Origin of the sequence: Streptomyces hokutonensis, from assembly GCF_000376565.1 — a bacterium.
GTDB lineage: Bacteria > Actinomycetota > Actinomycetes > Streptomycetales > Streptomycetaceae > Streptomyces > Streptomyces hokutonensis.
Map to the genome: position 1 here is coordinate 246376 of NZ_BARG01000033.1, position 25989 is coordinate 272364.

Genomic DNA, 25989 nt, shown 5'->3' on the forward strand with positions numbered 1-25989 from the left:
GTGCAATAAATCCGCTTCTCTGCTACGGTGCGCTCTCATGGCGGCGAAGAAGGCCGAGCAAGCGCTCGTGGACCAGTGGCGGGAGATGCTGGCGCTGCACGCCCGCACGCAGTGCGAACTCGACCGCACCCTGCACCAACACGGCTTGTGCGGCAGTGACTTCGAGGTGCTGGACGTGCTGGCCGGTGACGCGTGCGCCTATCGCGTCCAGGAGATCTCCGAGCGCGTCCATCTCAGTCAGAGCGCCCTGTCCCGGCTGATCGCCCGCCTGGAGAAGGACGGTCTCGTCGAGCGCGGCATGTGCGCGGAGGACCGCCGGGGCGTGCGCGTGACCCTCACGGACAAAGGGCGCGACCTGCACGGCGAGGTACTTCCGCTGCAGCGCGCGGTGTTGACGAGAATGCTGTCCGGCTGACGGACCGTCAGCTCCAGGTGATCGCCGACTTCTCGCGCCACAGCCCGGCGAGCGACATGTCACCGGTCACCCTCGGGAACGGCCCCCGGTTCCACAGCGCCCGGTACAACTGCCCTGCAGGACCAGCCAGTTCGCAGTCGGCATCCCCGGTGTCGTGCCGCTCGGCGGCGGGCGGTTCCTGGGACAGCCGTACGGTCCACACAGCGCTGTCCGTGTCCGTCGCCCGCACCCGCAGCACCCGGGGCTCCTCGCTGCGGACCCTGCTCTTGCGGCGGGCATGGAAGCCGCGCAGCAACTCGTCGATGCCGTCGGCCGCGAAGTCCGGGGCGATCTCCTCGGCCACCCCGCCGCGCGCCGCCTCGGCGTCCAGCCGGTGCACGGTCGTCTCGTGCGCCTGACGCCGCGCCCAGAAGGCGAGCGGTGACGGCGCCGGCAGGAAGTGCCAGCACTCCACGTCGGGCGGGGCGGCGGAGAGGGCGTCCACGAGGGAACGGTGCCCGTCCCTGAACCAGGCCACCAAATCGGCGCCGTCGAGATCCGGCAGACCGCCGTCGGGGTGGTACTCGGTGTATCCCTCCGCTACGAACGCGGTCGCCCAGCGGTGCACCATCCCCGTGTGCCGGAGCAGATCCCGCACCCGCCACTCCGGGCAGGTGGGGACCTCGGCGTCGACGCCCGCCTCCTCCGCGGCCGAGGCCAGCAGGCCGCCCTCCCGGTCGAGGGTCCCCACGAACGCATCGGTGTCCATGGGGCGAGTGTGCCGTACGGAAGGCAGGGGCGGGTGCTCCCGGGATCAGCCGGTGGCGAGTGCCTTGCGCAGCACGCCCACGGCCAGGGTGATGGCGGCTTCGGCGGCGTGGGTCTCGCGCAGGGCGTTGAGCATGACGAAGTCGTGGATGATGCCCTGGAAGCGGACCGCGGTGACGGGGACTCCGGCCTCGCGGAGCTTGTTGGCGTAGGCCTCGCCCTCGTCGCGCAGGACGTCGGCCTCGCCGGTGATGACGAGGGCCGGGGGCAGGCCGGTGAGCTGTTCGGTGGTGGCGCGCAGCGGGGATGCGGTGATCTGGGCGCGCTCGGCTTCGTCGGTCGTGTACTGGTTCCAGAACCACTGCATGCCGTCGCGGCGCAGGAAGTAGCCGGTGGCGAACTGGTGGTAGGAGGCGGTGTCGAAGTTCGCGTCGGTGACCGGGTAGAACAGCACCTGCTGGAGCAGGGGGACATCGCCCCGCTCCTTGGCCATCAGGGTCAGCGCGGCGGTCATGTTGCCGCCCACCGAGTCACCGGCGACGGCGATGCGGGTCGGGTCGAGGTCCTTGGTGGCGCCCTGCTGCACGACCCACTGGGTGACGGTGTAGTTCTGCTCGATGGCGACCGGGTAGCGGGCCTCGGGGGAGAGGTCGTACTCCGGGAAGACAACGGCGGCACCGGCGCCGACCGCGAGTTCGCGCACCAGTCGGTCGTGGGTGTGGGCGTTGCCGAAGACCCAGCCCGCGCCGTGGATGTAGATGATCACGGGGAGTGTGCCGGTGACCCCGGCCGGGCGGACGATGCGGGCCTTGACCTGGCCGGTGGGGCCGCCGAGGACGGTGATCCACTCCTCGTCGACGGCGGGCTTCGCGATCTCGCCGGACTGCACCTCGTCGACCGCCTTGCGGCCCTCGGCGGGCGTCAGGTCGAAGAGGTAGGGCGGGTTCGCGGTCGCCTCGGCGAAGGCCTGGGCCGCGGGTTCGAGGACGGGGCGGGGTGCGGTGTCGGTCATGACGATCTCCTCACGAGCGGGTGCCGCGGGCGGGTCCCGGTGGGGTCCGGGCCGGTGGTGCGGCACAGGCTTGAGAATAGCGCGCGATTAAGTCGTGCACAACTAAAGCGTGCTCGATAGGATCGACCGGACCCGAACGATAAGGTGGTGATTGCCCTGAAGAGCACCGCAGCGAGGAGTCGCACCATGAGCCCAGCCGCCGCGGAACCGGCCGAGGGGTCGCTGCTCCTCGACGACCAGTTGTGCTTCGCGCTGTACGCGGCCTCGCGCGCGGTGACCGCCCGCTACCGGCCGCTGCTCGACGAACTGGGCCTGACCTACCCGCAGTACCTCGTCATGCTCGTCCTCTGGGAGCAGGACTCGATCTCCGTACGGGAGTTGGGCGCCGCGCTCCAGCTGGAATCCAGCACGCTCTCCCCGCTGCTGAAGCGGCTGGAGGCGAACGGACTGCTGCGCCGTGAACGCCGCCTCGACGACGAGCGCTCGGTCGCCATCCGGCTCACCGACACCGGCGCGCGGATGCGGGAGCGGGCCGCGTCCGTGCCCGTGTCGATCGGCGACGCGATGGGCCTGACCCCCGACCAGGACGCCCTGGCCAAGCAGCTCCTCCGGCTGATCACGGCCAACGTCGCCGCCGGCTGACCGGCCTCCCACCTGCGCGTTCAGGCCCCGCGGAGCGGTGTGTCGTCGCCGCTGTTCAGCTTAGTTTGCAGGTCCAACGGCATCTCCAGGACCGGGTCACCGGTATACGGTCCGAAGCGATTTCCCGAAAGGAAATGGCTTACGTCAATGGAGATTCAAGCCGAACAACCACGTCAGCCTCCGGGCTCCGGGACACGACTGACGGAGTCGGCACCGTCACCCCCGCCGTAGCCGCGCACGGAACGCCACGCGCAGTTCACACCCGGTCAATCCGCCCCGTTCGACGTTGAAGAGGTGCCATGCCGACCCTGGTTTCCGAAGTCTCGCCTACCTCCCCCCAGCCGGACTCCCCGTCCCGTCACGTCACTGCCACCATCCTGCTGGCCTGCCTGGGAGTCTTCGTCTCCTATCTGCCGGTCGTCGGTGTGTCGGTGGCGCTTCCGGTGATCCAGCAGGCGCTGGACGCCTCCACCACCGGGCTCCAGTGGATCACCGACGCGTTCATCCTCCCGACCGCCGCCCTACTGCTGACCTGCGGTGTCATCGGCGACCTCTTCGGCCGCAAGAGGATGTACCTGATCGGTCTGGCGCTGTCCTGCGTCGGCTGTCTCGTCGCCCTCACCGCGCACAGCGTCGTCCAGGTCTGCGTCGGCCAGGCGCTCACCGGAGTCGGCACCGCCGCGCTGCTCCCCGCGACCCTCGGCCTGATCAGCCATGTCTGCCCCGACCACCGCAAGCGGGCCGGCGCGATAGCCCTGTGGACGGCCGCCCTCGGCCTCGGCCTGACGCTCGGCCCCCTCTTCAACGGCCTGATCGTCGAGCACGCGAGCTGGCGCTGGATCTTCCTGCCCACCCTGGCCATCGGCGTCCTCACGGTCCTGGTCGGCGCCGTCGTCCTGGTCGACTCCCGCTCCGACCGCGAACGCCACCTCGACATCCCCGGCCAGCTCCTCGCGATCGTCGCCATCACCGGCATCGTCTACGGCGTCATCGAGGGCGGCGGCGCTCCGGGCTGGGGCTCGGCGGAGGTCGTGACCGCGTTCGCCGTGGCCGCCCTCGCCCTGCCGGCCTTCGTGGTCGTCGAACTGCGCTCCCGCTGCCCGATGTTGGACATGCGCCTGTTCAAGTCCACGGCGTTCTCCGGGGCCGCGTTCGTCATGGCGCTCACCCTGTTCGCCCAGGTCGGCCTGGTCTTCTCGCTCAGCGAGTACTTCGGCCTCGTCCACCACGCCTCGACCTGGGACATCGGGGTCCGCCTGATCGCCCTCAACGGCTTCACCGTCGTCCTCGGCCCGGTCGTCGGCCGGCTGATGCACCGCTTCTCGCCCGGCCTCGTGCTGGTGACCGGCCTGCTCGTCGGCGGCATCGGGGCGCTGCTGGTGAACCTCTTCGACGCCACCACCGGCACCGGCGAGGCGGTCCTCGTCATCGCGGTGCTCGGCCTCGGTATCGCGCTCGCCATGGCCCCCGTCACCACGATCGCCATGAACAGCCTCCCGCGCCGCCTCGGCAGCACCGCCGGCGCCGCCAACAGCGCGCTCCGCCAGATCGGCAGCGCCCTGGGCCCGGCCATCTTCGGCGTCGTCCTCACCAACCGCACCCTGGACACCCTGCCCGCCCACGTCGCCGCGTCCGGCCTGAGCCCCGCCGACCAGGGCCAGGTCATCGGCACGGTGAACGGCGTCGGCATCCAGGCGGGCGCCTTCCTGCACCTCAACTCCGGCGAGGCGACCGGCCGGGCCCTGGCCGCCTACGGCGCGAGCTTCACCGACGCGCTGCACACCTGCGCCCTCGTCGGCGGAGTCGGCATGCTCGTGGCAGCCGCCGTGGCCCTCGTCACGATCGGCGTCCGCGCCCGCGCCCCGCACACGGAGCCCGTTGCGGCCACCCAAACGGCCGCCGGGGCAACCGTCGTCGGCGAGACCGGCTGACCAACGACCGCTGTTCCAGGGGTGGTTGACCCTCGGTTAGGACACCGACGGCCAACCACCCCTGTCGTACGGTCCGTTCAGGCCGAGGCGCTGTCGTTCTCCACTGCGGGGGCGAGGAGGTGGCAGAGCGAGTCCGCCAACAGGCGCAGCGGGTCCGCGGTTTCCAAGGGCCACTCGACGGCGATCCAGGCGGAGAAGAACGACTCGGTCTGCAGTACGGCCATCAGCGCACGCTGCCGGGCCTCGGCGGGGTCCACGCCCCGCCACCGCCCGTAGTCGCCGACCAGCATGCCGACATACCGCTCGTGTGCCTCGACGTACTGCGTCCGGCCGTCGCCCAGGCTGCGCAGTGCCGTAGGGGCCGCCGCGTGGGCGACGCGACGGATGGGCGCCATCTCCCGCCAGCGGACCGCCGCCTCCTCCAGCCACGCCCGGATGTCCGCCGGCGTCCACCGGGGCAGCGCGGCCAGGTCGGCGTAGGCCTCGCCCATCAGGCCGTACAGGCGCTCCACCAGCGCGTCCACGATCTCGGCCTTGCCCGGGAAGTGGGCGTAGACCGTCACGCGGGTCACCCCCGCCGCCTGGGCGATGTCCTCCATCCGCGCTTCGAGGAAGGGCTTCTCGGTGAACACCGTGACGGCCGCCTCGAGCAGTCGGCGATGGGTGAGGATCTTCTGCTCTTCGCGCAGGTTCCTGCGGGGCGTCGGCTCCATCCGCCCAGTCTCTTGCATGACGCGACTATACGGCGGCTGGGGCGCGGTCCATTGACCGATGCTGCCCTGACCTGGTGTTTTGGTGAAGCCGACCGCTACGGCCGGTGGAAGGGCTGGTAGATCTGCCACAGCGCCGACGCCGCCATGACCGACTGGCCGAGGGTGTTGGGGTGTGCGGCCATGGTGTTCGGGGCGGGGGTCAGGGACTCGATCCACCGTTCGTCGCGGGGCCGGCACATGTCGTGGCCGATCGTCGGCGTGTAGGTGTCGGCGAAGGACGTCCCCGCGCCGGCGGCCACCGCCTGACGCTCCAGTGCCCGGTTGGCCTTCTTCGTCGTGTCCCGCAGATAGGCGAAGTCGCCCTTGGCGAAAGGGATTTCGGGGCAGGCGACGCCGTCGTCGGGGAAGAGTGCGGGATATCCGACGACGATCACCTTCGCGTGCGGGCTGCGCCGCCTGATGTCGGCGAGCACGTCGTGGACGCGCCCCTCCATGGTGGCGACGCGCTCCTCCAGTACGTCCTTGCCGTCCGCCGTGAAGTACCGCTCGCACGGACTGCCGTCCCGGTCGGAGGAGGCGACCCGCGCGCAGGTGGCGAGCACGCTGGAGAAGCCCACGTCATTGCCGCCCAGGGTCAGGGTGACGAGTCTCGTGTCGGGGCTGAGGGCGTCGATCTGGGGCGGGATGCCGCCCCGGCTGTTCCAGAAGTCGCCTGTGGTGGCGCCGCTGCAGGTGACGTCCTTGAAGGCCTGGCGCGCTCCGGTGACGGCACGGAACTTGGCGATCAGAGTGGGGTAACTGCCGCTCGTACGGTCGCACTTGGCGTCCTTCACCCCGGCCAGCCCGGCACCCGAGGCGTAGGAATCGCCGAGCGCGACGTAGGGGGATCCGCCGCGGGTGCTGACTGCCACAGGCACGGTCGGGACCGGCGTCGCCGTCGGCGCGCTCAGCGTGAACGCGGCGGCCGAGGTGACCACAACTGCCGTGGCGGCACGGAGATTTCGCGGCCGTCGGCCGGGGACAGGGGGCAATCCGAAGAGGGGCACAACGCCTCCGCGCTCTCGTGGAATGGGATCGCCGCGGCGCGCTGTGCTGCCGGCGCCGCGAACTACCGGAGAGCGGGCGGCCGGCTCCGTCGAGGGGCCGCGCGCTTTCTCGATGTGATCGAGGCTATGGCGGGGGCGGGGCACCGTCCTCGTGCCCCGGGACGATCACCGCGTCCAACCGGAGATAGACGGCTCCGCCGCGTCAGCTCGGTGTGGCCCGGAGATTGCGGGTGAGCAGTTCGACGGACTGCGGTACGCCGACTCCGTCGTCCCCCGTCTCCGGGAGCCGTCCGTCGGTCACCTTGAGGTCGGTCAGAGCCTTGTCCATCGCCTCGTGCGCGGCGAAGAGACAGGGGGTGCTGTAGATCGCGACGTCCACGCCGAGTTCCGCCAACTCGCCCAGCGACAACCGGGGGGAGCGGCCACCGGCGATCTGGTTGAACAGCAGCGGCTTGTCGCCGATGGAGTCGCGGATCCGGCGGATCGCGTCGACGTCACGCACCCCGTCCACCAGCACCACGTCGGCGTCGGTGGCGGCGAGCGCCTTGGCGCGCGTGAGGATCTCGGCCTCGTCGGTCGCGTCGGTGCGCGCGACCACGGTCAAGTCGCCGGTGCGGCAGGCCAGTACGCGTTCGAGCTTGTCGAGGTACTCGTCGAGCGGAAGGAGTTGCTTGCCCGCCACATGACCGCACCGGCGCGGCCGCTTCTGGTCCTCCAGGATCACCCCCGAGGCACCGGCCCGCTCCAGCCGCCGTACGACATGACAGGCCACCTCCGGGTCGCCGTAGCCGTCGTCGATGTCCACGAGGAGGTGATGGCGGGGGAAGGCCCAGCGGAGCCGCTCGGTGAAGGCCACGATGTCCGGCCAGGCGATGAAACCGATGTCCGGCAGGCCGTAGAAGGACGCGGCGAATCCGAACCCGGAGACGAAGAGGCCGTCGTAGTGCTGGGCGGCGATCGACGCCGAGTACATGTCGTACACGCCGATCAGAGGCGTCGTGCCGGAAGCGGTGATCGCGCTGCGCAGTGCGCTGCCGTGAGGCATTGAACGGGTCCTCTTGTCTCTTGCGGCGGTTGTGATGTGCGCTTACGCAACGAGCGTTATGTTTTTGGGGTTACGCGCGGGTACACAGGGGACCCGGTGGTAAATGAGTGGCGTGGTGTTGCGGGCGTCGGGACACTGCCTCGGTGACCCGCACCGTGCCGCCTCAACTGCTCAGGCCCCGGGCCCTGTTGCCCGGGGATCTCGTCGTCATCGCCTCGCTGTCCGGGCCTTTGCACGCCGTCTACGAGCCCGACCTCGAGCGGGCGGTGGCCGTGCTGGAGCGGATGGGGTTCCGGGTGCGGCGGGCGCCGCTTCTGGAGGCCGGGCGGAAGCGTTGGTGGAGTGCGGCTCGGCCGGCGGAGATCGCCGAGGAGTTCAACGGGCTGCTGCGTGATCCCGAGGTGCGGGCGATCGTCGCGCACGACGGCGGCCAGACGGCGCTCGGTTATCTGGACCTGATCGACTTCGAGGCGGTCGTCGCCGACCCCAAGCCGATCCTCGGCTACAGCGACATCTCGCTGCTACACCTGGTGCTCTACGCCCGCACCGGACTGGTCGGATTTCACGCCGACATGGCCACCCCGGGACTCGGCGGCCACTGGCAGAGAGCGTCGGCGGCGCGCCAACTGGTGCTTGAGCGGCTCTACTTGAGACTGCTGACCGGCGGCGAGGCGATCGGTGCGCTGCCGACCACCCCGTCCTGGGAGTGCTGGCGGGCCGGTCGCGCCGAAGGCCCGCTGATCGGCGGAGTGATCAATCGCATCGTGTTTGCGCAGGCGACGCCGTACGCGCTGCCGCTCGAACGGTTCGACGGCGCCGTGCTGTTCTGGGAGGAGACGGGCGGCCAGGCGGCGCATGTGTGGAGCCTTCTGCACGTGCTGCGGCACTGCGGCATCCTCGATCGGATCTCCGGCATGGTCGTGGGCGTCCCGCACGAGATCGACGGACTCGGGACGCCCGGCGACGGGTCTCCGACTCTCCGGGACATAGTTCTCGATGTCCTCGGCGACCGTGACATCCCGGTCCTGGGCAATGTCGAGTTCGGGCATGCCGGGCCGAATCTGCCGATGCCGGTCGGTGTCCGTGCCCAACTGGACGCCGGACAGCGGACGTTGTCGTTGCCCGAACCGGCGGTCGCCGCTTCTCAGGCCGATGTCTCGTCCGCCGCGAGGCCCGAGGGGTGACGTGCCGGCGGTGTCACTTCGATGGACATGTAGGGGAACAGCGGTAGATCCCAGAGGAGTTGGTGCAGCGCCTCGTTGTCGGCGACGTCGAAGACGCTGATGTTGGCGTACTGGCCGACGCACCGCCAGATGTGCAGCAGAGCTTCCCCGCAGGCGTGCTGCGCGACACGGTCCTCGGCTACCTCGCCATCATGCGCGGCCGGCCCGCCGAGGCGGACACCTACCTGACGCAGGCCTGGGAGCACTGCGACCCGGACCGGCACCCCGAACTCATGGCCAAGATCTGCCAGCGGCGCGTACTGCACGCACTGGGTCGCTGGGACGGGCGCGACCTCGTCGACTGGGCCCGCCGGGCCATCGACTTCGCGGCGGACCCCGACGATCCCTCCGCCATCGAGTCGGAGGCGGTGCTCGGCCTCGGCCTAGCCGCGATGGGCCGTCCCGAAGAGGCCCTGGCCGCCTACGAGGCGGCCGCGTCCAAGACACCCGGCGGCGCCCAGCCCCAGCGCTTCCAGCTCGGCCGGGGCTGGGTGGACCTCGCCCTGGACGCCCCCGAGGCCGCCCGCCCCCGGCTCGAGGCGGCCGTACCGACCAGCTTCCGCATGGGCTCCACCCGTATCTTCCTGTGGGCCGAGGGCTGGCTCGCCCGCACCCAATTCACCCTGGGCTCCTGGTCGGAGGCACTGGAGACCGTGCAGCGCGCCGCCCTAAGGCCGGCGGAAGTGCGGATCGAGCTGGTCCGGCCCCTGTGCACTGGACCGGCGCCCAGATCCACGCCCTGCGCGGCGACTGGGACGTGGCCGACCGGCAGGTGGCCGAAGCCGCCGCGGGCCTCCACCACTACGAGGTCATGCTCGTCCCGTCCTGCCTCGCCCGCGCCCAGGTCGCCGAGGCGCGCGGTGACTACGAGCGTGTCGTGGAGGCGCTGGCCCCCGTGGTCCAGCTCAGCGAACGGGACGGCGTCGACGAACCCGGCTTCTGGCCCTGGGCCGACGTGTACTCCAACGCCCTTGTGGTGACCGGCCGTTGGGACGAGGCCGACACCTTCCTCACCCCGCACGAGGAACTGGCCGCCCGCTGCGGCCGACGCTCCGCACAGGCCCGCCTCGGCCTCGCCCGCGGCCGGCTCGTCGCCGCGCGCGGCGACATCGACGCGGCCCGCAAGGAGTTCGAGCAGGCCCTTGCCCACCTGGAACACCTGCCGTTCCCGTACGACCGGGCCAGGGTCGGCTTCGCCTACGGCCAGACCTTGCGCCGGGCCGGCAAGCGCCGGGAGGCCGACACCGTCCTGAAGAACGCCCGCGACGCCTACGCCACCCTCGGCGCCCGCACCTACGTCGAGCGCTGCGACCGGGAACTCCAGGCGGGCGGTCTGCACACCGGCCGCCTCACCCCCGGCATGGCCCAACTCACCTCGCAGGAACGGTCCGTGGCCCGGCTGGTGGCCGACGGGGCCAGCAACCAGCAGGCGGCGCTGGAGCTGTTCATCTCGGTCAGGACAGTCCAGTACCACCTGACGCACGTCTACTCGAAACTCGGCATCCGCTCCCCAGCGAACTCGCCGCGCAGTTCCGCGAGTTGCCGTCGAGCGACTGACGTCGTCAGCGCAACTCGGCCCAGGCGGCCACGAGTTCCGGGACGTAGACCGTCGCCCGGACCTCCGCGCAGGCGCGTGACATGCGGGCGCGCAGGGTGTCGAGGTCCGCTTCCCGGGCGGTGGTGATGCCGCCGCGCTCCATCACCGGCAGCAGACTGCGCGCCGACTCGGCGATCAGGGTCACCGCGGCCGAGTCGGGCCCGCCGGTGGGCACGGCGACCGCCACCCGGGGCTCGGGCAGCCCCGACTGCCGTAGCACCTGGGCCAGTTGTTCACCCATGTCGGGGTTGCGGCCGCCTTCTCGGAGCGCTGCCGCGATCCACTCCACGGTCTCCGTCACCAGGGGTACGTGGGGGACGGCGCGCGTCCTCGAGACGTTGAAGTCCTGGAAGGTGATGACGCCACCGGGGCGCACCAGCCGCGTCAGTTCCTTCACGACCGCCGCCGGATCGTCGAGGTGAATGAGGATCAGCCGTCCCACCACGGCGTCGAAGAGCCCGGTGGTACGGAGGTCGGAGAGATCGTCCTGTTCGAAGGTGACGTTTCCGGCGGAGGACGCCGCCGCGTTGGCGCGTGCGCGCTCCAGGACCCCCGGTTCCATGTCGACGCCGAGGACCCGGCCGCGCGGGCCGACGATCCGCGCCGCACAGAGCGACACCTCACCCGTACCGCAGCCGACGTCGAGGACACGCATTCCCTCCTTCAACCCCGCCGTCCGCAACAGGTATTCGGTGTGGCGGTCGTAGAGAGAGGCCTGTATTCCGAGCCTGTCCGCCTCTTCCGAGCTGTTTCCCATGACATAGGAACCCGGGTCCGTCTCGACCATTCCTGATCCATTCCATCGTTTTACGGGGTGCCTTGAACGCGGCACGTCGTCAACTACGGAGTGTAGGAATCGGGCGGTGGGCGGTCTTCGGCGTGATCATGGAGTGATCGGGCGGTTCGCTGTGGATTCCACAGCCGAGGTCAACTCGTGACGTCAGCTGGTGATGCCGACGACCGAGCGCACCAGGCCCTCGAAGGTGCGCGGGTCGGTGCCGGTGAGCTTGTGCCACTGGCCGAGCCGGTAGGCCACCGTGTTGGCATGGATTTGGAGCGCGTCGGCGGTATGTGCGCGCGACAGCCCGCAGTCGGCGAACGCGAGGACGGTCTCGGCCAGTTGGGGCTGTTCGACCGCGACCCGGCGGACCTCCGTGAACAGGGGCAGCAGCCGGTCCCGGCTGTCGACGAGGCTCGCCCGCAGCCAGGCGTCCTCGAACGACGTCGCACGGCCGCCCTGTTCGGCGACCACCAGGGCGCGCTCGGCGTCGCTGATGCTCATCTCCGCGCCGGCGAGCCCGGTCCGTACGAGGCCGACGCCCACGAGAGCGTCGTCACCGCCCAGTTTGATCACGCGGCTGACGAGGTCGGCCGGGTCGCTTCGCTGGGTGACGGCGACCATCAGTTCACCGCTCAGGCCGCAGGAGACCTTCCCGGCGACCTGCTGCGCCGCGCGCTGCAACAGGCCGAGGCGCCCTTCCGCGGACCACACGGCTGCCGTCGTGCACAGGGCCTGGAACTCGCCGTCCGGGTCGAAGCCCAGCTCACGGGCGATCTCGGCGGTGTGCTCGCGCGGTGCCCCACCGGTGCGGAGCAGCTCCAGGAAGCGCTGGCGCAGCCCGGCCTCGCGGCCGTAGCGCGCCCCGGCCTCGTCCGCGTACACGTCCGCCACGACACCACTCATCGCCTGGACCCACAGCCACAGCGGCGCGACCAGCTCGACCGCGGTGTCCTCGGCCGCCGTACCGCGCGCCGCGGCCCGCAGTTCGTCCCACAGCCGGCGGGAGACGAGATGGAAGGTCGCGAGCACGTCCTGGACGGGCAGACCGTAGTACGCCCTTCTGCGGGACGCGGTCTGCACCTCCAGCAGATTTTCGGCCGTCGGTTCCACATCGAGGGCCAGGCCGCGCAGCACATAGCCGAGGCGGACCCGCACCGTCCCGCGCTGCTCGGCGAGCGGAAAGGCCGCGTACGAGGGGATCTCGCGTCTGATGTCGTCGGTGAGCTCGACACTGAGCTCGTCGAGCCGGGACTGCAGCGATTCGCAGAGCAGGCGCAGCGGATGTCCGTCCGGTCGTACCGCGGAGGCTGTCACGCCCGACACTGTCGAATCGACAACGAGCCGGTGTCAAGCGCGCTCACAAGGAGTGACGGGAACATGGCCGGCCCGGGGAGCCGGACCCGCCCTTGCCTACCCGAAGTTGGGTCAGGCTGCGTGCGCGATCGCTGCCCATACTGAGTTCCGTGAACGGAGAAACGCAGCTCGGGGATTTTCTGAAGGCTCGGCGTTCTCACCTCCGTCCTGCGGACGTCGGGGTGAGCACCTACGGGGAGCGGCGACGCGTGCCCGGTCTCCGGCGCGAGGAACTGGCGCTGCTCGCGGGGGTGAGCGTCTCCTACTACACGCGGCTGGAACAGGGCCAGTCGCCGAGTGCCTCACCCGAGGTGCTGGACGCGCTGGCCGGTGCCCTGCGGCTCGACGAGCCCGAGCGGCGGTATCTGCACGATCTGGCCCGTGCGGGCAGACAGCGCCCCCGGGGCCGGCGGCTCCCGCCGGAGCGGGTGACGGAGGAGAACGCCCAGCTCCTGGACGTACTGGGAGACACTCCCGGGATCGTGCAGGGCCGGTGCGCCGATGTGCTGGCGTGGAACCGGCTGGGGCACGCGTTGTTCGCCGGGCACCTCGACCCCGAGGCCCCGGACCGGCCGGCCGAGCGCCCCAACCTGGCCCGGCTGGTGTTCCTGGACCCGCACACCCGCGACCTGTACGCGGACTGGCCGAGCAAGGCCAGGGCCGCGGTGGGCAATCTCCGGTTGATGGCGGGCCGGTTCCCCGACGACGCGGCGCTGCACGCGCTCGTGGGTGAACTGAGCGCCAAGAGCGGCGAGTTCGCCTCGATGTGGGCCGATCACCGCGTCAAGTCGCACATGTTCGCCTCCTACGACATGCAGCATCCGCTGGTGGGTCCGCTGACGGTCGTGCAGCAGAGCCTCGGTCTCGGGCGTGGCATCAGCCTCGTCGTCGCCACCACCCCGGCCGGCTCACCCTCGCGCGCGGCACTGGCGCTGCTCGCCCAGGCCGCCGTACCGGCCGAGTCCCTGTCGAACCGGTCCCGGGTCAGTACGGACTGAACCCGTCCGGGGCGGTCGACCGCCGCCCGCTCGATGTCACCCGCGCATCGGCGCCTGGCTGCCGCATGCCCAGAAGCAGTGCCCGAATCCATCTCTCAAGAAGGAACCGACCCATGCGCAAGACCCTCACCAAGTCGGCCCTGTCCGCGGCCGTCCTCGTCGCGGCCGCCACCGCCGTGCTGTCCCCGGCCCCCGCGTCGGCCGTCTCCGCGCCGCTGAGCGACGCGCGGATCGCCCGCCACTTCGACCTGGCCGAGGGGCAGACCCCGGAGAACATCGCACTGGCCCCGGACGGCAGCGCCTACGTCACCTTCGCCGCCGCCCGCCAGATCGCACGGCTCTCGCCCAAGGGCGCCACACAGATCCTGGCCACCCTGCCCGCGCCGGCGGACGGCGGGGTCCACACCCCCGTCCTGGGCTTCGCGCTGACGTCCGGGATCGTCCGGGCCCACGACGGGACGCTGTACTTCCTGTACGCCACCGGCACCGCCGACCTCACCGGCGTATGGCGGCTGCGGCCGGGCGGCGCACCGGAGCGGATCGCCGCGCTGCCGGCGGACGGACTGCCCAACGGCCTTGCGCTGGACGCCCGTTCGCACTCCCTGTACGTCACCGACTCCGTGCTCGGCACCGTCTGGAAGGTGCCCGTCTCCGGCGGCACCCCCACCGCCTGGTCCACCGCCCCGGAACTCGCGTCGGCCGGCTTCCTCGGTGCCAACGGCCTGAAGATCCGGGGCGGGGCGCTGTGGGTCACCAACCTCGACCAGGGCACCGTCGTACGCATCCCCGTCCTGCGGGACGGACGCGCGGGCCGGGTCCGCACCGAGGCCACCGGTCTGCCGGGGATCGACGACTTCGCCTTCACCGGGCGCGGGGACCAACTGCTCGCCACCGTCAACGGTTCGAGCGAGGTCGTCCTCGTCGAGCCCCACATCGGCAACACGGTCGTACTGACCAAGGCCGACGGCCTCCAGAACCCCACCTCCATCGCCCTGCGCGGTGACACGGCCTACGTCCTGAGCGCGGCCTACGTCACCGCCGAGGACCCCAACCTGCTGCTGGCCCACCTGGACCGGAGGTAGACGGCACCGTCACCGCGCTCGATCACGCCCCGGCAGACGTACCAGGTGGTGGGCAACCTCATCGGCACGCCCTGGCCGGGTGGCCGGGGAAGCGCGCTGATCACATAGCCTCTCCTGGCACGCACACGACAAGGGGAGGACCATGAGAGGCAGAACGGCCTGGGCCGCGGCCGGCGGGGCTGCGGCCCTGGTGCTGGTGACGGCGACCGGGGCGCACGCGGAGGGGCGGGGCGATGTCCGGGTGGTGAAGACCGTCGTCAACGGCGGCGGCAACGTCATCGTGGGCACGGCGAAGACGATCCGCTACCCGGTCGACATCACCGTCAAGGACAACTCGGGGGTGAAGGGGCTCACGGACCTCAGCACCTTCAACAAGTCGAACGCCTACACCTTCGTGACCTGGGACGGTGACTCGTCCTGCACGAAGAAGAGCGCGACGACCTCGGTATGCCGGGCCACGCTGACAGTCGATCCTTCCTGGATCGCCGACAGCGACGACATCGACACCAACAAGGTCGCCGGCGTCTGGCAGGTCAACGCGACCGTCAAGGCGAACGACGGCGACTACTGGATCTCCGACCACATCGCCGAGTACAAGGTCAAGCGGGCAGCCCGGCTCACCACGGTGATCGCACCGGAGAAGGTCGCCAAGAACGCCAAGGTGACCGTCACCGGCAAGCTGGCGCGGGCCAACTGGGAGGACCGCAAGTACCACGGGTTCCCCGGGCAGCAGGTCAAGCTCCAGTTCAGGAAGAAGGGCGCCGCCCACTACGCCACGGTCAGGACCGTCACGACGGGCAACGTCGGGCAACTGAGCACCAAGGTGACCGTCACGGCGGCAGGCAGCTGGCGCTGGTACTTCCCCGGCACCACGACCACCTCGCTGAAGGCGTCGGCCGGGGACACCCTCAACCTGACGTAGCCGGCGAACGGCGCCTCAGGAGTCCTGTTCCGCGGACTGTGTCCCGTGGGCTGCACAGACCCACGGGACACAGCAGAGGCCGTAGCCGTCGGCGAGAATCCGCAGTCGTGGCGGGGCGTCCAGTGAAAGGTCAGCTGCCCGCGGCCGTTCGCGGTGAGATCGACCGGCTGCGGAGCCGCGTCGAACCCGTGCTCTTCGAGCGCCTGGAGATGGGCGTGAAGGGCGCGCGGTGGGCGGCGCCCCCGACCCCGAACAGGCTTGCTCGTGCAGCGGAGTTGACGGTCTGTCAGCCGTACGGTGACGGATGCTCCTCCAAGCGGTGGATCAGGTCCTCCACGTAGGCGCGCGTCACCGGCGCGGAAGCAACGGCCTACGCCTGCGACGTCTCCGACCGCGGTGTGGTCGCAGCGGTGATCCAGGCGGTCCGCGAGGCGTACGGTCCGATCACCGTCACCGTCACCGTCACCGGCGCGGGCGTCGAGACGTTCGCCTCCGTCATCGACATCACGCCCGATGCCTGGGACCGGGTGCCGGCGGTCAACCTCACCGGCACGTTCACCTGTGTTCAGGCCGGACGACGTCGCGGCCTACCGTGCCGGGCGGAACGGCTGCAGGAAGCGGATCCCGTCCTCGATGCTCCCGTCCATCAGTTCCAGCAGCTGGGGTATCAGGTCCCGCATGCGGGGTGCGTTCAGATGGCCTTCGAGGGCCTCGCGGCTCTCCCAGCGCTCGAAGACGACGAACGTGCCCGGTTCTCCCTCGACCTGGTGGGCCTCGTAGTCGATGTTGCCCGTGTCGTGGCGTGACGCGGTGACGGCGGCTGTCATGAACGCCTTCATCGCGGCTTCCTTCCCGGATCTGGCCCGGGCTTCCCAGAGCACGGTGACGTAGTGGTTGGACGTGGTGGTCATGCTTGCTCCTCCTGGACTCCGAACAGCGTCGTTGTGCGCCGTTCACGACTCGACACTGGGCCCCGGGGAGCGACGGCGGGAGCTACGGGTCTTCGTGGTACAGCGCGTACCACCCGGCGGGGCGGGGTGTGCGGGAGGATGGTGTGCATGGATCAACTCGGTGCGGCGCTGCGGTCGTGGCGGGACCGGCTGGACCCCGCGACCGTGGGCTTCGCCCACGGCTCACCCCGTCGGGTCCCCGGACTGCGGCGCGCGGAGCTGGCGACGCTGGCCGGTATCTCGGTCGAGTACGTGGTCCGGCTGGAGCAGGGACGGGTGGCGACGCCCTCGGCGCAGGTCTGCTCGGCCCTGGCCCGCGCACTGCACCTGTCCGACGACGAGCACGCGCACCTTTTGCGCATGGCCGGCCACGCGGCGGATCCGACCCGGATTCCGCGCATGATCCCGGAGAGTCTGTACCGGATCGTGGACCAGCTCGCCGCCAATCCGTTGGCGATCTACGACGCCACCTGGCAGTTGCTGCACTGGAATCCGCTGTTCGCGGCCACGTTCGGCGATCCCACGGTCCACGGTGTGGGCGACCGCAACGTCCTGGTCTGGCAGTTCCTGGGTGAGCTGCCCCGGGTCCGGCAGACGGCGGCCGAGCGGGCGGCGTTCGAGGAGTCCCTCGTCGCCGACCTGCGCGCCACGACGAGCCGATACCCCGAGGATCCCGACCTCGCGGCGCTGGTGTCGAGGCTGAACCTCAGCCCACGGTTCGGCGAGTTGTGGAGCCGCCGAGCGGTGGGCGGTCACCAGAGCGCCCACAAACTCGTTCAGCACCCGGACGTCGGGGACATCGCCCTGACCTCCGACATCCTCGCCACCCAGGACACGAACCTCCGCCTCGTGGTGTACACGCCGCAGCCGGGCACCGACGCCGGCAGCAAACTCGAATTCCTCGCGGCCATCGGGGTCCAGAGGATGACTCCGCAGGGATGAAACCCCCAGTTCCGCCCGGCCCACCGGGTGGTACGCGCCGTACCAGGAAGTCCCGTAGCTCCCGCCGTCCTTCCCGACGACCCAGCATGAAGTGCGTGAACAGCGCACGACCGTGCTGTTCGGAGTCAGGAGGAGCCCGCATGACCACCACATTCATCACCGGGGCCAACAAGTCCCTCGGTCTTGAAACCGCTCGTCGCCTCGTCGAGGCGGGGCACACCGTCCTCCTCGGTGCCCGCGACCCTGAGCGCGGTCGGGCCGCGGCCGATTCGCTCGGCGCCCGGTTCGTCCGGATCGACGTGACCGACGACGACTCGGTCCGGGCCGCCGCCGCGGATGTCGCCGCGCACGAGGGAACGGTCGACGTCCTGGTCAACAACGCCAGCGTCCTCGGCAAGGTCGGCCCCGTCGAGGAGTACACCGCGGCCGACATGAGCGCCGTGCTCGACGTGAACGTCGTCGGGATCGTGCGTGTCACGCACGCCTTCCTCCCGCTGCTGCGCACATCGCCGAACCCCGTCATCGTCAACGTGTCCAGCGGGATGGGCTCCTTCGGCATGACCCAGGACCCGGCGCGGATCGAGTCGCAGTACGCCCTGCCCCTCTACTGCGCCTCGAAGGCCGCGGTCACGATGCTCACGACGCAGTACGCCAAGGAACTGAAGGACGTGAAGGTCAACGCCGCGGACCCCGGGCAGACCGCGACCGACTTCACCGGCGGCCTCGGACACAGCGTCGCCGACGGCGCGGAGTCCATCGTGACCCTCGCGACGCTCGGCCCGGACGGACCGACGGGCCGGTTCGTCGACCGGTCCGGGAACCTCCCGTGGTGAACCTGCCCCGAGCCCAGGTCCGGCCGACCCCCGGCGCGCCGGGCCCTAGTCGACGGGGTCCAGGTAGAAGTTCGCCTGCGAGGCCCGGTCGCCCTCGGTGCGGACGATGACGACACCCCTCATCACCTGGGGCGTTCCGTCGACAGTCGTGCCGGACATCTCCCACTCGCTCCAGATGACGTCGCCGTCCTCGACTGCCCGCAGTACGCGCGCCTCGATGTCCGGCACACGGGCGAAGAGGCCGGCCCAGTTGCTGCGGACGACTTCCTGTCCTACGAAACCGCGTGCCGGGTGGGTCGGCATGTCACAGCGGTAGTCCTCCGTGAAACAGGAGACCAGTGCCTCAAGATCGTGCGCAGAGATCGCCTTCTGCAGGTCGTCGAGGAACGTGGACACGCAACTTCCTTTCGTGCGAGCGGAGTTGGGATGCGGACTGGCGTGGCATCACGCCGGTGTGCCGTCGCGGACGCCGGGCGTGCCGCTCGAGGCGGTCGTGGGATCGGGCGCGGGATCGGTCGGGAAGCGTGCGGCGACCCGGGCGGCGGTGGCGGTGGCGCGGGGCGTGGTGGTGGCCAGGCCCATCACCGCGATCAGCAGGCCGCATGCGGTCAGGATCCACCAGGCGGGATGGCTGGCGGCGGCGAATCCGGCTCGGCCCGGGGACTGGGTGCGTGCGGTGACGATCGCGCCCAGGACGGCGACGCCGAGGTTGTTGCCGACCTGACGTCCGGTGGTGGTGATCGCGGCGGAGACCCCGGCCTGGGCGCGTGGCATACCGGCCACGGCGGTGCTGGTGATCGGCGCGTTGACCAGGCCGAATCCGATGCCGAGGAGTACGTAGGCGATGAGCAGGACCGCCCATGGGGTGGTCGGTGTGAGTGTGGTCAGGGTCAGTGTCGCGGCGGCGATCAGCAGGCCCGCGGCGACCAGTGGCGGGCGTGGACCGCGCAGGGCGGTGAGGCGCCCGGACAGCGGCGAGGCGATCGCGGTGCCGACGGCCAGCGGCATGGTCAGCAGGCCGGCGTGCAGTGCGCTGTAGCCGCGCACGTCCTGCAGATACAGCGTGTTGAGGAACAGGAAGCCGGACAGGACGAGGAACGCGGTGACGGCGGCGACGAAGGAGCCGGTGAACGGGACGGAGCGGAAGAACACCGGGTCGACCAACGGCTGTTCACGGCGTCGTTCGTAGCCGGGCAGCGCCACGACCGCGGCCGCCGACAGGGCGAACAGGGCGATGATGTGGACGCTGCCGTAGCCCTGCCGGGAGCCCTCGATGATCGCGAAGATCAGCGAGATGAGGATCGTGACGACCAGCAACTGGCCGACCGGGTCCGGCCGTCGTGCTGTCGCGGCCCTGGACTCGGGAACGAACACCGCGGTGAGCGCCAGGGCGGCCAGCCCGATCGGGATGTTGATCCAGAAGATCGAGCGCCAGCCGGCCGAGGCGACGAGCAGGCCGCCGACCACCGGGCCGGCGGCCAGCGACAGGCCGACCGTGGTGCCCCACAGCCCGATCGCGCGGGCGCGCTCGCGGGGATCGGGGAAGGCGTGGGTGATGATCGACAGGGCGACCGGGTTGAGCATGCTGGCGCCCAGCCCCTGGGTGACACGGAAGGCGATCAGCCAGCCCAGGGTCGGGGCCAGGGAGCAGGCCAGCGAGCCGACGGTGAACAGGGTCAGTCCGGCCTGGAACACCCGGCGCCGTCCGATCCGGTCGGCGGTGGATCCGGCGAGCATCATGAAGGCGGCGACGACCAGGGTGTAGCCGTCCACGGTCCACTGCAGGCCGCTCACCGAGGCGCGCAGATCGTGGCCGACGGCAGGCAGGGCGACGTTCACGGCGGTGGTGTCCAGGGCGGTGATCAGCAGGCTCAGGCAGCACACGGCCAGAATCACGCCCGCCCGCCGACGGTTGCCGTCGGCCAGGGACTCGTGCGTCGTCATGTCCATCCTCTCTGTGGGCGGTGGCGTGGGTGCCGGAGAAGTCCCCGACTACGGCTGGTCGACGAGGAGTTCGTCGAGTTGTACGAGGCTTTCGGGGCCGCCGGTGCTGAGTTCGGGTATGGCGGAGATGAAGCGGTGGACGTGCTCGGTGCGGAGGTGGGCGTCGAACGCGGCGGCGTCGGTGTAGACCTCGTAGAGGTAGAACCGGCCGGCTACATCACGCGCTTCGTAGGCGGTGAAGGTCACGCAGCCGGGTTCGCGGCGCACCTCGCGGACGAGTTCGACGATCCTCGCGCAGAGGCTGTCCCTCAGACCGGGCCTGGCGTCCAGAACGGCGATCATCGGGCGGGGGTTCGGGTCCTCCGCGTCGACCTGGAGGTTGTCGTGGGCGAGGCTCGCGCTGAGGAAGTCCTCGGTGTCGGGCATGGTTCAGAGCTCGATCCTGATGCCGGGTTCGACGATGCGGACGCTGGTCCCGGGGGCCAGGTCGCGCACCGCGTCCTGGTAGCGCAGCGGGTTCTTGTCGCTGCGGGTGATCAACCGGTCGCCCAGGAAGCCCTTGGTGAAGGCGTAGTGGTGCGGGACGGCCAGTTCGGGCTTGAGGACGGCGGTCAGTTCGGCCGCCTCGTCGGCGTTCATGACGACCTGCATGTCGTCGGCCGGCCGGATGTGCAGGCCGTTGGTGGGCAGCAGGGCGACGGAGATGTGCCCCAACCGCTCGGGGATCTCGGCCAGTTCGGGGATGAGCAGGGTGTCGCCGGCGAAGTACACCGCGTCGGAGCCTGAGCGCAGGACGAAGGTGACCTCGTAGACACCGTGCTCGGCCGGGGTCGCCGTGATCGTGACGCCGCCGACCTCGGCCTCCTGCCAGGGCGCGAGGGCCGTGACGTTCGTGAAGCCGTGCTTGCGCGCCGCCTCGACAACGGTCCCGGCGACGAACAGCGGGACCGCCCGGTCCCGGTACGCGGCGAAGGCGTCCAGGTCGCAGTGGTCGTAGTGCTCGTGGCTGATCAGTACGCCGTCGAGCCGGGGCAGGTCGGGGATGCCGATCGCGATCGGCTCGCCCTGGTAGTAGCCGGGCCGGGTACTGAACCACGGGTCGGTCAGGAAGGTGCGGCCGCCTATTTCGATCAGGTGGCAGCTGTGCGTGATGCGGGTGACCGCGGTCTTGGGCATGGCGGGGTCTCCGTGGGGGGCGGGGTCGGCAGGTGGTCCCGGCTCAGCGGGCGAAGGCGGAGAAGTCCGTGTCGGCGCTGTCCCAGATCGCGTGGTCGACCTGGTCGGGGGTCTCCAGCTGCGGGGAGTGGCCCGTGCCGGGGAGCAGTTGGAACCGGGCCATGGGGATCGCGGCGGCGTAGGCGCGCCCGTAGTCGACGTCGACGATCCCGTCGCTCTCGCCCCACAGCACGAGGGTGGGGATCTCCAGGGACCCGAGACGCCCGAGGAGGGTGGGGTCGGTCATGGCGGAGCCCGCGTAGACGGCGATCGCGGCCCGGTTGCCTGCGGCGATCGCCTGCGCCGCCGGGGGCAGGGTCGCGGGGTCGACACGGAAGGGCTCGGGATCGTGGAAGCTGAGCTCGAAGACCTGATCCATGGTCAGGGAGAAGAAGTCGGCCACCGGGTGGCCGGACACCTCGATCCCGACCGCGTCGACCAGGACGATGCCGCTGACCCGGGGCGACTTCAGCAGCGCGATCTCGGCGGTGATCCAGCCGCCGATCGAGTTGCCGACGACGGTCACGTCGGTCAGGTCGAGCTGGTCCAGCAGCGCGCCGTAGAGCGCGGCCAGGCCCGGGACGGAGGTCAGTGACTCGGGTCGTACGGTGCCACCGAAGCCCGGGTGGGTCGGGACCAGCACGCGCACGTCGTGAGCGGCGGCGAACTTCTCGGCGAACCCTGTCACCGACTGCGGGCCGGCTCCGCCGTGCAGCAGCAGGAACGGCTGTCCTGAACCGTATGCGGCCACGGACACCTCGACCGGGCCGACTTCGTCGAGGTCGACGGTGTACTGAGTGGTGATTCCCACGGTCTTCTCCTTCATTGCAGGTGCAGTTGCAGTTGCGGGTGTTCAGGCGAAGTCGGTGGACGGTTCGGTGGAGTAGCGGCTCATCGCCTCGACCGTCGCCTCGGCGGTGAGCGGCCGGCCGCCGGCGATCATGTCGCGCAGGTCCCGGAAGTAGTTGACGTACAGGTCCGGGGTGAACGTGTTGAGCAGGACCGTGATGCCGTCGGTCGGGTTGGCGAAGGTGTGCGGGGCGCCGGGCGGGATCATGACCAGTGTTCCGGCGGGCGCGTCGTACACGGTCTCGCCGACGGTGAACCGGGCCGCGCCGGAGACGACGTAGAAGCCCTCGTCGTGCCGGGCGTGCCGGTGCTGCGGCGGACCGTCGGTGTGCGGGGCGAGCGTGATCTCCCCGATGCCGAGGCGGTGGTCGGTCGTGGTGCCGTCCTCGAGGATCCGCATCAGGGTCGGGCCGAGCCGGATCGACTCACCGTCGTCCGGGCCGACCACTGAGACGTCCGTCATCTGAACCTCCGGGGAGAGAGACCACTGTGTTTATTGGGGTTGGCTCTCATGAACTTAGACGGTCGACTCTCTTTATGCAAGTGAACTCTCATTACGAGGGCATGCCTGTTTCAGCTTGCGGCCGTGGCCGCCCGCGGGCCCTGGTCCCTCAGCGCACCTCGAAGGTGGCGCCGAGGCCCATGCCGGTGATCCATTCCGGGACCGGTTCGTACGCGGTCCACACCAGCGGTGCCTGTACCGCGGCGTGCCCGATCAGCCAGGTGCGGATCTCGTGGCCGCCGCTGCCCGCCTGCTCCTCAAGACCTGCGTCGCCGAGGGCCGCGACCGGCCGGGACTCTCCGGTCCCCAACTGCTTGAGGAACCAGCGGTCCCACCCGCTGTTGACGTGGGCGTCCCGGTTGCCGCCCATTGCCCGCACCCGGTGCTCGCGTTCGACGGAGAGGGCGCGGGGGGCTTCGCGCCCGTGGATCACCGCGTGCCGGCGCTCCTCGGCCATCGCCGGATCGCGGGGGTCGTTGCTGGGCAGCCAGTGGGAGAGCCCGCCGCTCGCGATGACCAGCACCCGGCCGGTGCCGGCACCGTCGCGCAGGGCGTCGCCCAGGGCCCGGCCGAAGCCGATGCAGCGCTCCATGGCCGGCAGCGGGGGAGCGGCGGTGTTCACGACGAGCGGCACCATCGGTATCTCCGCGCCGCCGCAGACCATCTCGTAGCTCTGCACGAGTCCGTGATCGACCGTCAGCGAGTAGGACAGCGACAGGTCGAAGCCCGCGCGGGTGAGCCCGTCGTACACGGACCACGCCAGTTCGCCGGCGACGGGCAGGGGGCCCGACCGGCTGCCGAAGTCGCCGAACCCGACCGCGTGCTCGACACCGATGAGGAACGGCGGCATCGCGTCGTAGAAGTTCCCGTGGAAGTGGTCGGGTCCGACGACCACGACGGCGTCGGGCGCGAGCCGCGCCACCGTACGGGAGAGCCGGGCCGCCTCGGCGAGGAACCGGCCGCCGGGCTGCTCGGGGCCGGCGGGCGGCAGCAGGGTGGCGAAGGGGGAGTGGGACAGGGCGACCATGCCGATGATCTCGCTCATACCGGGTCCTTGCCGAGCAGCAGGAAGTCGCGGTGGGCGCGCAGGAATTCGTCAGGCTTCTCCCACTGCGGCCAGTGACCCGCGCCCTCGATCACGTGCAGGCGGGCGTCGGGCAGCCAGCTCCGGAGGAGCGCCGCCTCGTCGAGTCCGCCGGTCGGGTCGTGGTCGGTCCACAGCAGCAGGGTGGGCGCGGTGATCCCGCCGACCCAGGCGGGGTCCCAGGCGAACTCCCTGCGTATTTCGGGGTCTTGCAGCACCAGCGTGTTCTCGATCGCGCGCAGGAAGCCGGGGCGGCTGTAGACGGCGCGTCGCAGGTTCACCAGCTCGTCGGTGACCATCGAGGTGTCGTGGAAGAGGAACTCGACGCGGCGGCGCACGGTTTCGTCACTCGGGTCCTGTACGGCGGCCAGGGTGCTCTCGCGCATCCGGACCATCACCTCGGGCTTGTTGGCGATGTTCCCGGGGGTGTTGAGCACGAGCCGTTCGACGCGGTCGGGGTGGTAGGCCGCGGTCCATGCGGTGACCCAGCCGCCGAGCGATTCGCCGGACAGGTGTGCCGAGTCGATCCCCAGCGCGTCCATCAGGCCGACGAGGTGATCGGAGAGCACGTCGATCGTGTAAGGCCGGTCGGGGAGGTCGGACCAGCCGTGGCCGACCATGTCGTAGGCGGTGACACGGAAGTCGGCGGCCAGCCCGGCGATGTCCCGGGCGTAGGCCTCCAAGTGGCCGCCGGTGCCGTGCAGGAGGAGCAGGTCGGGGCCGACTCCCGCGCGCAGGACGCGGGTACGGACGCTCGCGACGTCGACGAAGCGCAACTCGTGCTCCACGTCGGACAGTTCGCCCCAGATGCCGATGTGGGCGGGCAGCGGGCTCATGCCTGCTCCTCCTTGAATCGTGCGCGGGCCTCGGCGACCGTGGCCAGGCCCGCGCTCTGCCGGCGTCCGACGCCCAGCAGGTTCAGCAGGCGGGAGTTCTCGATGGTCAGGAACTCGACCGGCTCGGTCTCCGAGTCGTTGTAGTGGCGGTGCCAGGTCCAGGGCGGGGTGTAGATGAAGTCGCCGGCGGCCCAGGGCTCGGTGTCGTCCTCGATCTCGCTGTGGCCGTTCCCGCTGATGACGAAATGCACGGTCTCGTGGTGATGGCGCTGCATGTCCGAGCTCAGGCCCGGCGGGATGGTCTGCCGGAAGAGTTCGAAGGTGGCCGTCGGCAGCAGACCGGCGATCGCCAGCACGGTCGGGTTGTGCACCTGGTCGGCCGGCAGCGGCACGAGCTCGTCGGCGTGCACGACGACCGGCCGCGCGGCGCCGGGCCGCACGGTGTCGTGGAGCGAGCCGAGGAAATCGGCCATGGTGAAGCGGGATCCCGATGCCGCCATCAGATCGTCTCCGTCCTTCCGCCGTCGACCGTGAGTACGGTCCCGTTGATGTACGCCGCCTCGTCGGAGGCCAGGAACGCCACGGCCGCCGCGATCTCCGCCGGCCGCGCGGCGCGCCCGGCCGGAATGCGCGCGAGGTCCTGCGCGTCGAGTTCGTCGAATCCCTGGTGTGTTGCGCGTGCCCGGTTGGTCAGGATCTGCGTACGGCGTTCAGTCGAAGTGGCGCCGGGAGCAACGCAGTTGACGGTGACACCCTGGGCCGCGAACTCCAGGGAGAGCAGCTTGGCTGCGGCCGTGACCGCGGAACGCAGCACCACGGACGCGGCCAGGTCGGACTGGGGCTGGCGCACCGCGGTGGACGTCACGAACACGACCCGCCCGAAGCCGCGCTTCGCCATGCCCGGCATCGCCAGGCGGGCCAGCCGCAGCGGGCCGAGCAGCAACAGCTCGGACGCCTCCCGCCAGCGCGTGTCGTCGAGGTCGAGGATCCCACCGGGCGGTGGACCCCCGGCGTTGAGCACGAGGACGTCGAGGCCGCCGTGGCGGTGCTCGACCTCTTCCATCGCCGCCGCTGCCGAGGCGGGGTCGGCCATGTCGCTCACCAGGGCGTGCACTTCGCCGACGATGCCGCCGAGTTGGACGGCCGCGGCTTCGAGGGCGTCGGCGTGCCGACCGGTGATCACCACCCGGTCGCCCGCACCCGCCAGGCGCTCGGCGATCGCGTGGCCGATACCGCTGGAACCGCCGCCGACCAATGCTGTCCGCATGATGTGGGCATCCTCCTGAATCCGCTCCTTGTCCGCGGAGCGGGAGGGCCTTAGCGTGAC

Annotated in this window: 29 protein-coding genes and 2 pseudogenes; 12 read left to right on the forward strand and 19 right to left on the reverse strand. The window is 70.6% G+C overall.

The features are described 5' to 3' along the window. Window positions 1-37: 37 nt before the first annotated feature. Window positions 38-415: a MarR family winged helix-turn-helix transcriptional regulator gene (locus SSP08S_RS20390; protein WP_019069477.1), complete on the forward strand. Its 378-nt coding sequence runs from the start codon at window positions 38-40 to the stop codon at window positions 413-415. A gap of 7 nt (window positions 416-422) precedes the next feature. On the opposite strand, the gene SSP08S_RS20395 is transcribed toward SSP08S_RS20390, so the two are convergent. Beyond that, window positions 423-1163, reverse strand: coding sequence for a maleylpyruvate isomerase family mycothiol-dependent enzyme (locus tag SSP08S_RS20395; protein ID WP_026178668.1), 741 nt, complete (start codon window positions 1161-1163; stop codon window positions 423-425). A gap of 45 nt (window positions 1164-1208) precedes the next feature. Continuing rightward, complete coding sequence (locus SSP08S_RS20400) at window positions 1209-2174, reverse strand: alpha/beta hydrolase (RefSeq protein ID WP_019069479.1); 966 nt, start codon at window positions 2172-2174, stop codon at window positions 1209-1211. Between the two features lie 186 nt (window positions 2175-2360). Here SSP08S_RS20400 and SSP08S_RS20405 point away from each other — a divergent pair, with 186 nt between their 5' ends. Both SSP08S_RS20405 and SSP08S_RS20410 read left to right on the forward strand, forming a co-directional pair. Beyond that, a complete protein-coding gene (locus SSP08S_RS20405; RefSeq protein WP_019069480.1) occupies window positions 2361-2816 on the forward strand; it encodes a MarR family winged helix-turn-helix transcriptional regulator in 456 nt (151 codons plus the stop codon). Window positions 2817-3115: 299 nt separating this feature from the next. Then, on the forward strand, window positions 3116-4747 hold the full coding sequence (locus SSP08S_RS20410; protein ID WP_019069481.1) for an MFS transporter: 1632 nt from the start codon (window positions 3116-3118) through the stop codon (window positions 4745-4747). Window positions 4748-4824: 77 nt separating this feature from the next. On the opposite strand, the gene SSP08S_RS20415 is transcribed toward SSP08S_RS20410, so the two are convergent. The 3 genes from SSP08S_RS20415 to SSP08S_RS20425 form a co-directional block, all read right to left on the reverse strand. Further along, on the reverse strand, window positions 4825-5478 hold the full coding sequence (locus SSP08S_RS20415; protein WP_245607918.1) for a TetR/AcrR family transcriptional regulator: 654 nt from the start codon (window positions 5476-5478) through the stop codon (window positions 4825-4827). Between the two features lie 77 nt (window positions 5479-5555). Beyond that, window positions 5556-6377, reverse strand: a complete 822-nt coding sequence (locus SSP08S_RS20420) for an SGNH/GDSL hydrolase family protein (RefSeq protein WP_245607919.1) — start codon at window positions 6375-6377, stop codon at window positions 5556-5558. A gap of 331 nt (window positions 6378-6708) precedes the next feature. After that, on the reverse strand, window positions 6709-7551 hold the full coding sequence (locus SSP08S_RS20425; RefSeq protein WP_019069484.1) for an isocitrate lyase/PEP mutase family protein: 843 nt from the start codon (window positions 7549-7551) through the stop codon (window positions 6709-6711). 143 nt (window positions 7552-7694) lie between these two features. Here SSP08S_RS20425 and SSP08S_RS20430 point away from each other — a divergent pair, with 143 nt between their 5' ends. Further along, window positions 7695-8735, forward strand: coding sequence for a S66 peptidase family protein (locus SSP08S_RS20430; protein ID WP_019069485.1), 1041 nt, complete (start codon window positions 7695-7697; stop codon window positions 8733-8735). Here the strand turns inward: SSP08S_RS20430 and SSP08S_RS59415 are convergent. Further along, window positions 8696-8875 carry a muconolactone Delta-isomerase family protein gene (locus SSP08S_RS59415; RefSeq protein WP_245607926.1) on the reverse strand — a complete coding sequence of 60 codons (180 nt, stop codon included), beginning with the start codon at window positions 8873-8875 and terminating at the stop codon, window positions 8696-8698. The genes SSP08S_RS20430 and SSP08S_RS59415 overlap by 40 nt on opposite strands. On the opposite strand from SSP08S_RS59415, the gene SSP08S_RS63475 reads away from it, so the two are divergent. Next, window positions 8798-9754 (forward strand): tetratricopeptide repeat protein, encoded by a 957-nt coding sequence (locus SSP08S_RS63475; RefSeq protein WP_245607927.1) that lies wholly within the window; start codon window positions 8798-8800, stop codon window positions 9752-9754. The genes SSP08S_RS59415 and SSP08S_RS63475 overlap by 78 nt on opposite strands. Before the next feature lie 380 nt (window positions 9755-10134). Next, window positions 10135-10224 (forward strand): annotated as a pseudogene (locus tag SSP08S_RS63480) (LuxR C-terminal-related transcriptional regulator); the annotation flags it as partial. A gap of 112 nt (window positions 10225-10336) precedes the next feature. Here SSP08S_RS63480 and SSP08S_RS20450 read toward each other — a convergent pair. Further along, a complete protein-coding gene (locus SSP08S_RS20450) occupies window positions 10337-11158 on the reverse strand; it encodes a class I SAM-dependent methyltransferase (RefSeq protein ID WP_019069488.1) in 822 nt (273 codons plus the stop codon). A gap of 153 nt (window positions 11159-11311) precedes the next feature. Beyond that, on the reverse strand, window positions 11312-12466 hold the full coding sequence (locus tag SSP08S_RS20455; protein WP_063739175.1) for a PucR family transcriptional regulator: 1155 nt from the start codon (window positions 12464-12466) through the stop codon (window positions 11312-11314). A gap of 149 nt (window positions 12467-12615) precedes the next feature. Here SSP08S_RS20455 and SSP08S_RS20460 point away from each other — a divergent pair, with 149 nt between their 5' ends. The 4 genes and pseudogenes from SSP08S_RS20460 to SSP08S_RS64525 form a co-directional block, all read left to right on the forward strand. Continuing rightward, window positions 12616-13503 (forward strand): helix-turn-helix domain-containing protein, encoded by an 888-nt coding sequence (locus tag SSP08S_RS20460; protein WP_026178672.1) that lies wholly within the window; start codon window positions 12616-12618, stop codon window positions 13501-13503. A gap of 113 nt (window positions 13504-13616) precedes the next feature. Beyond that, window positions 13617-14585, forward strand: coding sequence for an SMP-30/gluconolactonase/LRE family protein (locus SSP08S_RS20465; protein WP_019069491.1), 969 nt, complete (start codon window positions 13617-13619; stop codon window positions 14583-14585). A gap of 142 nt (window positions 14586-14727) precedes the next feature. Continuing rightward, the gene (locus SSP08S_RS20470) at window positions 14728-15507 is read left to right on the forward strand and encodes a hypothetical protein (protein ID WP_019069492.1); all 780 of its coding nucleotides are present in this window, start codon (window positions 14728-14730) and stop codon (window positions 15505-15507) included. Window positions 15508-15917: 410 nt separating this feature from the next. Continuing rightward, window positions 15918-16025, forward strand: a pseudogene (locus SSP08S_RS64525) (hypothetical protein); the annotation flags it as partial. Window positions 16026-16094: 69 nt separating this feature from the next. Here the strand turns inward: SSP08S_RS64525 and SSP08S_RS20480 are convergent. After that, a complete protein-coding gene (locus SSP08S_RS20480) occupies window positions 16095-16418 on the reverse strand; it encodes a putative quinol monooxygenase (protein ID WP_019069494.1) in 324 nt (107 codons plus the stop codon). Window positions 16419-16565: 147 nt separating this feature from the next. On the opposite strand from SSP08S_RS20480, the gene SSP08S_RS20485 reads away from it, so the two are divergent. Beyond that, on the forward strand, window positions 16566-17399 hold the full coding sequence (locus SSP08S_RS20485) for a helix-turn-helix domain-containing protein (protein ID WP_019069495.1): 834 nt from the start codon (window positions 16566-16568) through the stop codon (window positions 17397-17399). Window positions 17400-17539: 140 nt separating this feature from the next. Then, window positions 17540-18232 carry an SDR family NAD(P)-dependent oxidoreductase gene (locus tag SSP08S_RS20490; RefSeq protein WP_019069496.1) on the forward strand — a complete coding sequence of 231 codons (693 nt, stop codon included), beginning with the start codon at window positions 17540-17542 and terminating at the stop codon, window positions 18230-18232. Between the two features lie 45 nt (window positions 18233-18277). On the opposite strand, the gene SSP08S_RS20495 is transcribed toward SSP08S_RS20490, so the two are convergent. From SSP08S_RS20495 to SSP08S_RS20540, 10 genes are all read right to left on the reverse strand, one after another. Continuing rightward, window positions 18278-18628 (reverse strand): nuclear transport factor 2 family protein, encoded by a 351-nt coding sequence (locus SSP08S_RS20495; protein ID WP_019069497.1) that lies wholly within the window; start codon window positions 18626-18628, stop codon window positions 18278-18280. Window positions 18629-18676: 48 nt separating this feature from the next. Beyond that, entirely contained in the window at window positions 18677-20176 is a 1500-nt protein-coding gene (locus SSP08S_RS20500; RefSeq protein WP_019069498.1) for an MFS transporter, read from the reverse strand. A gap of 48 nt (window positions 20177-20224) precedes the next feature. Continuing rightward, window positions 20225-20602, reverse strand: coding sequence for a putative quinol monooxygenase (locus SSP08S_RS20505; protein WP_019069499.1), 378 nt, complete (start codon window positions 20600-20602; stop codon window positions 20225-20227). Between the two features lie 3 nt (window positions 20603-20605). Continuing rightward, entirely contained in the window at window positions 20606-21352 is a 747-nt protein-coding gene (locus SSP08S_RS20510; RefSeq protein WP_019069500.1) for an MBL fold metallo-hydrolase, read from the reverse strand. A gap of 43 nt (window positions 21353-21395) precedes the next feature. Continuing rightward, window positions 21396-22202: an alpha/beta fold hydrolase gene (locus SSP08S_RS20515; RefSeq protein WP_102133381.1), complete on the reverse strand. Its 807-nt coding sequence runs from the start codon at window positions 22200-22202 to the stop codon at window positions 21396-21398. 42 nt (window positions 22203-22244) lie between these two features. Further along, the gene (locus tag SSP08S_RS20520) at window positions 22245-22703 is read right to left on the reverse strand and encodes a cupin domain-containing protein (RefSeq protein WP_019069502.1); all 459 of its coding nucleotides are present in this window, start codon (window positions 22701-22703) and stop codon (window positions 22245-22247) included. Window positions 22704-22851: 148 nt separating this feature from the next. Then, window positions 22852-23787 (reverse strand): DODA-type extradiol aromatic ring-opening family dioxygenase, encoded by a 936-nt coding sequence (locus SSP08S_RS20525; RefSeq protein ID WP_019069503.1) that lies wholly within the window; start codon window positions 23785-23787, stop codon window positions 22852-22854. Continuing rightward, on the reverse strand, window positions 23784-24662 hold the full coding sequence (locus SSP08S_RS20530; RefSeq protein ID WP_019069504.1) for an alpha/beta fold hydrolase: 879 nt from the start codon (window positions 24660-24662) through the stop codon (window positions 23784-23786). Before SSP08S_RS20530 ends, SSP08S_RS20525 begins: the two co-directional genes overlap by 4 nt. Continuing rightward, a complete protein-coding gene (locus SSP08S_RS20535; protein WP_019069505.1) occupies window positions 24659-25162 on the reverse strand; it encodes a cupin domain-containing protein in 504 nt (167 codons plus the stop codon). The genes SSP08S_RS20530 and SSP08S_RS20535 overlap by 4 nt, the downstream gene beginning before the upstream one ends. After that, window positions 25162-25929, reverse strand: a complete 768-nt coding sequence (locus SSP08S_RS20540) for an SDR family oxidoreductase (RefSeq protein ID WP_043259555.1) — start codon at window positions 25927-25929, stop codon at window positions 25162-25164. The genes SSP08S_RS20535 and SSP08S_RS20540 overlap by 1 nt, the downstream gene beginning before the upstream one ends. Between the last annotated feature and the right edge of the window lie 60 nt (window positions 25930-25989).

Excerpts from the sequence above, each read along its gene's own strand:
- SSP08S_RS20525 (WP_019069503.1), bottom strand. The coding sequence starts at position 23,787 with ATGAGCGAGATCATCGGCATGGTCGCCCTGTCCCACTCCCCCTTCGCC.
- SSP08S_RS20520 (WP_019069502.1), bottom strand. The coding sequence starts at position 22,703 with ATGACGGACGTCTCAGTGGTCGGCCCGGACGACGGTGAGTCGATCCGG.
- SSP08S_RS20395 (WP_026178668.1), bottom strand. The coding sequence starts at position 1,163 with ATGGACACCGATGCGTTCGTGGGGACCCTCGACCGGGAGGGCGGCCTG.
- SSP08S_RS20465 (WP_019069491.1), top strand. The coding sequence starts at position 13,617 with ATGCGCAAGACCCTCACCAAGTCGGCCCTGTCCGCGGCCGTCCTCGTC.
- SSP08S_RS20390 (WP_019069477.1), top strand. The coding sequence starts at position 38 with ATGGCGGCGAAGAAGGCCGAGCAAGCGCTCGTGGACCAGTGGCGGGAG.
- SSP08S_RS20510 (WP_019069500.1), bottom strand. The coding sequence starts at position 21,352 with ATGCCCAAGACCGCGGTCACCCGCATCACGCACAGCTGCCACCTGATC.
- SSP08S_RS20410 (WP_019069481.1), top strand. The coding sequence starts at position 3,116 with ATGCCGACCCTGGTTTCCGAAGTCTCGCCTACCTCCCCCCAGCCGGAC.
- SSP08S_RS20530 (WP_019069504.1), bottom strand. The coding sequence starts at position 24,662 with ATGAGCCCGCTGCCCGCCCACATCGGCATCTGGGGCGAACTGTCCGAC.
- SSP08S_RS20485 (WP_019069495.1), top strand. The coding sequence starts at position 16,566 with ATGGATCAACTCGGTGCGGCGCTGCGGTCGTGGCGGGACCGGCTGGAC.
- SSP08S_RS20540 (WP_043259555.1), bottom strand. The coding sequence starts at position 25,929 with ATGCGGACAGCATTGGTCGGCGGCGGTTCCAGCGGTATCGGCCACGCG.
- SSP08S_RS20450 (WP_019069488.1), bottom strand. The coding sequence starts at position 11,158 with ATGGTCGAGACGGACCCGGGTTCCTATGTCATGGGAAACAGCTCGGAA.
- SSP08S_RS20535 (WP_019069505.1), bottom strand. The coding sequence starts at position 25,162 with ATGGCGGCATCGGGATCCCGCTTCACCATGGCCGATTTCCTCGGCTCG.
- SSP08S_RS20480 (WP_019069494.1), bottom strand. The coding sequence starts at position 16,418 with ATGACCACCACGTCCAACCACTACGTCACCGTGCTCTGGGAAGCCCGG.
- SSP08S_RS20415 (WP_245607918.1), bottom strand. The coding sequence starts at position 5,478 with ATGCAAGAGACTGGGCGGATGGAGCCGACGCCCCGCAGGAACCTGCGC.
- SSP08S_RS20470 (WP_019069492.1), top strand. The coding sequence starts at position 14,728 with ATGAGAGGCAGAACGGCCTGGGCCGCGGCCGGCGGGGCTGCGGCCCTG.
- SSP08S_RS20425 (WP_019069484.1), bottom strand. The coding sequence starts at position 7,551 with ATGCCTCACGGCAGCGCACTGCGCAGCGCGATCACCGCTTCCGGCACG.
- SSP08S_RS20405 (WP_019069480.1), top strand. The coding sequence starts at position 2,361 with ATGAGCCCAGCCGCCGCGGAACCGGCCGAGGGGTCGCTGCTCCTCGAC.
- SSP08S_RS20505 (WP_019069499.1), bottom strand. The coding sequence starts at position 20,602 with ATGCCCGACACCGAGGACTTCCTCAGCGCGAGCCTCGCCCACGACAAC.
- SSP08S_RS20490 (WP_019069496.1), top strand. The coding sequence starts at position 17,540 with ATGACCACCACATTCATCACCGGGGCCAACAAGTCCCTCGGTCTTGAA.
- SSP08S_RS20500 (WP_019069498.1), bottom strand. The coding sequence starts at position 20,176 with ATGACGACGCACGAGTCCCTGGCCGACGGCAACCGTCGGCGGGCGGGC.
- SSP08S_RS20400 (WP_019069479.1), bottom strand. The coding sequence starts at position 2,174 with ATGACCGACACCGCACCCCGCCCCGTCCTCGAACCCGCGGCCCAGGCC.